Source organism: Vibrio sp. 1751 (assembly GCF_033339895.1).
Classification (GTDB): Bacteria; Pseudomonadota; Gammaproteobacteria; order Enterobacterales; family Vibrionaceae; genus Vibrio; species Vibrio alginolyticus.
The window spans coordinates 37,496-43,495 of sequence record NZ_JAWOVM010000037.1 but is presented as its reverse complement, the minus strand read 5'-3'; the positions used below and the strand labels follow the sequence as shown (position 1 = coordinate 43,495).

The following is a 6,000-nucleotide window of genomic DNA, read 5'->3' as shown; positions in this document are numbered from 1 at the left end:
TACGACGATTGATGGGCGTAACCGCTCAGATCGTAGCTTCTTGATTTAGTTCCATCGAATTACGCAACAAAGCCGTCCATGTTGACTCATGTTGAATGAGCAAGATGCAGAACCAACGTGTACAGTGTTAAACGTAACCCAAGATACAATGAAGGAACTTAATCAGCCACACGGTTTTAAAGTTGATGACTGGTTATTATCAAGTTGTCGCTGTGGTGAAATCGAAGTTCACGGTCCATACAAGACAGCTGATGAGGCTTGCAAAGCAGCAACAGCCAAATACGGTGTAACTAAACTGACTTCACCAATGCTAATCTTCTAACTCTTAAGTTCGCATTATGTATATTATGTTAAATTGCATATCGCCGTACGCTAAATGTTGTCTGAGTATGCTCCTATTCCCCTGCAGATTTTAAATTTAAGGGCCTTACGGTGAGCATTAAACATAATGGTTATTTACCATAAAATAGCTAATATCGATCTATCAATCTACGATTGCTTGCTCTTCAATTAGCAACTTATAAAAAATGGCGTCTATTTCTTTAGACGCCATTTTTGTTTACTGGAAATATTAAATTAGCCACCGGCTAATTTGACTGTCATGCCTTTCTTTTCAAGATGTGCCTTGATCTTGTCTCTAGCATCACCTTGAATCTCGATATTGCCATCTTTTACAGAGCCACCACAGCCACAGACTTTTTTGAGTTCTGCCGCTAATAACTTTAAAGGTGCATCATCCAAGTCTAAACCTGTAACAATGCATACGCCTTTACCTTTACGGCCTTTCGTTTGGCGCTGAATCCGAACAACACCATCGCCTTTAGGGCGAGATACTTTTTCTTCTTCCGGTTTAATTCGACCGGTTTCTGTTGAATATACCAGAGTCATTCTATTGTTTCTTTTGTTGTTGAGCTTGCATCGCTTTTTGCTTTGCAACCAAATAAGCTTCGATATGGCGTTGAATAGCGGCTTTACTGCCCTTAATCAGTTTACCATTAAACATACAGTACCAAGAGTTAGGTTGGCCTGTATCATTTTGAATAGTATAGCCGTTAAAGACCTCTGATTTTGCAACACCTGTTTGCTGCACTCTCTGTCCGAGTGAAGCAAACTCTTTGGGATCAATAATCGATGCGGTGTCACACCACCAATCAATGCTTTTCTTTACCGCCGTCAAACTTCCCTGTAAGACGTGGTTCTTGATTTTAACCTTCCAAACACTGCCATCTGATCCGACTGACTGCAGGTTAAAACCTCTATAATTTGAAATCGCCATACCACTGAGTCATCTGTTTAATGCGTTGATATAATCATAATTGCTACTGAGCAATATTCAAATACGGCTTGAATAAACCTTGCTCTAGAAAACAACTTGTATCATAAAACGCGTCTCGATAACGTTAATCACTTTGCACTGTTTATACAATCTTCCAAGAACTCATGAAATTTGTGCCCGTTGTTTTGAAGCATTTTAGGGAACATTGAGATCGGAGTCATTCCTGGAAATGTGTTTACTTCGTTTAAGTAAATCTCATCATCTTCCGTTAGGAAAAAGTCGATACGAGATAAATGACGAAGATTCATTTGTTTAAATACCGTCTCAGACGCGTGTTGGATGGAATCTAATTGTATTTGAGTTAGATTCTTCGCCTCAACTTCTGTGAGCGAGTGACTTGAACTGCTGTACTTTTCATCGTACGAGTAAAAAGCACCATCAGGCGCGATGACCTCGCCTGGCTTAGTGATATGTAGTTGGCCATTCATCTCATATGCAGCAACTTCAAGTTCTCGAGGTTTTACTGCTTTCTCAACCAACACTTGGTCAGAAAACCCAAAAGCATCATTTACTGCATTAGAAAGCTTGTCTTTTTCTGTGACACTGTAACAGCCAACGGAAGAGCCTTGGCGAGCGGCTTTAACAAAAACTTTTCCCCACTTTTCAAAGGCTTTATGAGCTTGAACGTGAGCTTCTTCATCGTTTCGCGTTAAGAATAAGTATGGCGTATTGGGTATGCCGATAGCGTCGTACCAAAGCTTAGATGTGATTTTATTGAAACTATTGCTACTCGCTTCTGGCCCGCAGCCAAGATAAGGAATACCTGCGATTTCAAACAGAGATTGAATGTCGCCTGTTTCGCCAGGAAAACCATGTATACAAGGCACGATGAAATCAATGGTTTGATTAGATTCACTTGAGCACAACTGCTTGGTATTGAGATCCAAGTAAACCAACTCACCTTGGTTGGTCATCCAACCTTCGTTTTTTATTTCTACGCGTGTAACGTGAACGTCTTCAATAAGATTTAGTTGTTGTTCGACAAAATTTGCAGACAATAATGAAATCTCGTGCTCAGAAGAGCCACCGCCGCATAGTAAAAGAATATTTTTAATCATGAATCCATCTTTCCGTGACCTACAAAAGATACTATTTATTATGATAAACCTTTGAAGTGTGACGTACAGTAATTTTAATGTGAGGAATGTTGTTCGAATAGGATTTGAGCAAATAAATAAGGGAGCTATTCGCTCCCTTATTTGATGTGTTAATTTAATTTGTTAAGCGTTGGGTAAGCTGAGTTTTTGATTGCATCAATGCTTTTAACAAATGGCCTTAACTGCTGAAATTGAGCTGGCAAAGTCGAAATCGCTTGCTTGGCTTCTGCGCTTGTTGCGTAGTCTCCGTACAAAACTGAGAACCACTTAGTACCGTTTACAACTTTGTAGTTTTCCCAAATTGGCTGACCGTTCTGTGGCAGCTTATTTGCAAACTGATCGACTTTCGCTTGGCTACCCACAGCTGCGACTTGAATGGTATAGCCGAATCGTTGAATGCCAGCTTGCTTTTTACTTGGTGGTACGATCTTAACTGGCTTCGCCTGCTCTTTTGGCGTTAGCTTGACTACTTTCTTCTCTTCAGGCTTTGCCGTCATTTTCACAACAGTTGGTTGTACGTCTTTTTCTACTACAGCGTTTTCAGACGCCATAATTGGTTTAGAGATACGATCTGATTTGTAGTCCTCTCGGTAACTTTCTGAGGTCACATCCGTGATGTAAGTTTCAGATGCACAAGCAGAAAGCAGAACTGACAAGCCGATGATTGCGATTTTTTTCATGAAGTAACAAATGCTCTGGATAAATATTACGATAAATCATGCCGATAGCAGGGCCGTTTATCAAGCATCAAATACAATAATCTGTGATTTTGATGTGATGAATAACACAAACTCCATAAGCATCGTACACATTTTCTGCAATGTCTGGTCTGAAGATGTTTTATCAGTAAATTATTCGTTTATGATTGATATGAAACCGAGAAGCCAACGTGACTTACAAACGGCCAGGAGTCAGCATGAATAAATTACATAAACTCTTTAAACCCAACTCTGTGGCCGTTATTGGGGCATCTCAAAAAGCATTGCGAGCAGGACATGTTGTGATACGCAACCTTCTACAAAGTGGATTTGGTGGCGCGATTATGCCAGTAACGCCGCGATATAAAGCCGTATCTGGCGTGATCGCTTACCCTGATGTAGCTTCCCTGCCCTATACGCCAGATATTGCAATTTTGTGTACGAACGTTTCACGTAACGAGCAATTGCTTAAAGAGCTAGATGAGAGAGGCACACCGTTTGCGATTGTTATCTCTGATGACCCTAATCCTTTAGATATCTCATCATTGAACATTCGAGTCTTAGGCCCAAACAGCTTAGGTATCATCCTTCCTTGGCACAATTTTAACTGCACGTTTTCCCCTGTTGCAGCTAAACCCGGAAAAATTGCTTTCATCTCACAATCCGCGGCGGTTTGTACCACGGTTTTAGACTGGGCAAATGATAAGAACATTGGTTTTTCTTCGTTCATTTCGATTGGGCGCGGACAAGATATCGATTTTGCAGATTTGCTCGACTATTTGAGTATGGATGGAAACACTGAAGCTATTCTGCTTTATGTTGATAATATCCAAGACGCTCGCCGATTTATGTCTGCTGCGCGCGCCGCTTCACGTAACCGACGTATATTGGTGCTAAAAGCGGGCCGCTCTAAAGAGATGAATACTTTTGAGCAGCAAGACGGAGATACACTTGACGTAATTTACGATTCTGCTATTCGCAGAACTGGTATGTTACGAGTCAGCAATACGCATGAGCTTTTTGCCGCGGTAGAAACACTCACGCATTCTGTGCCACTTCGTGGAGAGCGTTTAGCGATCATCACCAATGGCGGCGGCCCTGCTGTTATGTCCGTTGATACTTTGATTGAACGTGGTGGCCAACTCGCAACGCTTGATGACGCTTCCATTGAGCAATTACAAGCAGTACTTCCATCCAACTGGCGTGCTCGAAATCCAATTGATCTGTCTGGTGACGCAACCCAAAAACGCTATATTGATACCATTAACGCACTGATGAATAACGACTGTGCAGATGCGATATTGATTATGCATAGTCCTTCTGCTGTTTCTGATCCTCTTGAAACTGCTCAAGCCGTTATTAATGCCATCAAATCTCACCCTCGGCATAAGCATTTTAATATCTTGACCAACTGGTCAGGAGAACAAACGTCGAGAGAAGCGCGACTGGCCTTTACTCAAGCAGGCATTCCAACCTATAGAACACCTGAAAGTGCGGTTGTAGCATACATGCACTTGGTCGAATACAGACGAAACCAGAAACAACTAATGGAAACGCCAACGACGGCAGAGCCATTACATTCTGGAAGTGTGAGTTCAGCAAAAGAATGGGTAAACGAACGACTACTGGATAAAAACACAGTTACCTTGGATACGCATCAAACCAGCCCATTATTTAAGCTGTTCGGGTTTAACGTTTTGCCTACGTGGATTGCATCTGACGACATTGAAGCCGTTCATATGGCAGAAAATATTGGATATCCTGTTGCGGTAAAATTGCGTTCTCCAGACATTCCTCATAAATCGGATGTTCACGGTGTCGCTCTAAATTTAAGAAACAGTCGAGAAGTTTCCAACGCAGCGCTATCCATTTTAGATACCGTAAAGCTCAGCTACCCTTCCGCCAATGTACATGGGCTGTTGGTACAAGGGATGGCAAAGCTCGGCAGCGCTGAAGAGCTACGGATTAGTATTGCAGTAGATAAAGTCTTTGGACCAGTGATCTTGCTTGGTCAAGGCGGCTCTGAGTGGAATATCGCCCAAGATGCCGTCGCTGCACTTCCTCCTTTGAACATGACGCTTGCGCGCTACCTTGTCGTTGTTGCCCTAAAGTCTGGAAAGATTCGCCTGCAGAAACACAAAGATGCGCTCGATATTACTGAGTTGTCGAAGTTCTTGGTTCGTATCTCCCAAATGGCAGTTGAGTTACCAGAAATACAAAAACTGGATATCCATCCAGTACTGGTGTCCGGAAGCGATTTAACTATCCTTGATGCAGATGTCACACTGTGTAAGTACGAAGGAGACGCCCAAAAACGGCTAGCGATTCGCCCTTTCCCGGCAGAGTTTGTCGAAACGGTGACGCTTCGAGATGGCCAACCTATCTTGCTTCGCCCTATCTTGCCAGAGGATGAGCCGCTGCATGCTCAATTCATTAATAGCGTATCGAAAGAAGATCTCTATAAGCGTTTCTTTTCTGAAGTTGGAGAGTTCAACCATGAGGCTTTGGCAAACTTTACTCAAATCGACTACGACCGCGAAATGGCGTTTGTTGCGGTAGCGTTTAATACTGACGGACCGTCTATCATAGGGGTAGCCCGCGCATTGATTACACCAGACAATAGTGACGCTGAGTTTGCTATTTTGGTTCGTTCAGATTTGAAAGGAAAAGGTTTAGGCAAAGTGCTGATGCAGAAAATAATCAGCTATTGCAAAGTTAAAGGCACAAAGCAAATGTCTGGAATGACCATGCCAACAAACAGAGGGATGTTGATGTTGGCTCAGAACTTGGGGTTTGAGATCGATATCCAGTTTGCAGACGGTACGGCAGATATGGTGCTCCCTTTAAATTGAAAAGCGCAGCATTAGCG

At 42.5% G+C, this 6,000-nt stretch carries 6 protein-coding genes; 2 read left to right on the top strand and 4 right to left on the bottom strand.

What is annotated here, in order from left to right:
- Positions 1 to 88 precede the first annotated feature (88 nt).
- Positions 89 to 322, top strand: a complete 234-nt coding sequence (locus R7041_RS13280) for a hypothetical protein (protein ID WP_017820154.1) — start codon at positions 89 to 91, stop codon at positions 320 to 322.
- Positions 323 to 576: 254 nt separating this feature from the next.
- Here the strand turns inward: R7041_RS13280 and yciH are convergent, their stop codons facing one another.
- The 4 genes from yciH to R7041_RS13260 form a co-directional block, all read right to left on the bottom strand.
- Positions 577 to 888: a stress response translation initiation inhibitor YciH gene (gene yciH, locus R7041_RS13275; RefSeq protein WP_005376292.1), complete on the bottom strand. Its 312-nt coding sequence runs from the start codon at positions 886 to 888 to the stop codon at positions 577 to 579.
- Between the two features lies 1 nt (position 889).
- Positions 890 to 1,276 (bottom strand): DUF3319 domain-containing protein, encoded by a 387-nt coding sequence (locus R7041_RS13270; protein ID WP_005376294.1) that lies wholly within the window; start codon positions 1,274 to 1,276, stop codon positions 890 to 892.
- Between the two features lie 128 nt (positions 1,277 to 1,404).
- Positions 1,405 to 2,394 (bottom strand): D-alanine--D-alanine ligase, encoded by a 990-nt coding sequence (locus tag R7041_RS13265; RefSeq protein ID WP_033907069.1) that lies wholly within the window; start codon positions 2,392 to 2,394, stop codon positions 1,405 to 1,407.
- A gap of 149 nt (positions 2,395 to 2,543) precedes the next feature.
- A complete protein-coding gene (locus R7041_RS13260) occupies positions 2,544 to 3,113 on the bottom strand; it encodes an SPOR domain-containing protein (protein WP_005390018.1) in 570 nt (189 codons plus the stop codon).
- Positions 3,114 to 3,349: 236 nt separating this feature from the next.
- Between R7041_RS13260 and R7041_RS13255 the strand changes: the two genes are divergently transcribed.
- Positions 3,350 to 5,983 (top strand): bifunctional acetate--CoA ligase family protein/GNAT family N-acetyltransferase, encoded by a 2,634-nt coding sequence (locus R7041_RS13255; protein ID WP_170896979.1) that lies wholly within the window; start codon positions 3,350 to 3,352, stop codon positions 5,981 to 5,983.
- Positions 5,984 to 6,000: the final 17 nt, after the last annotated feature.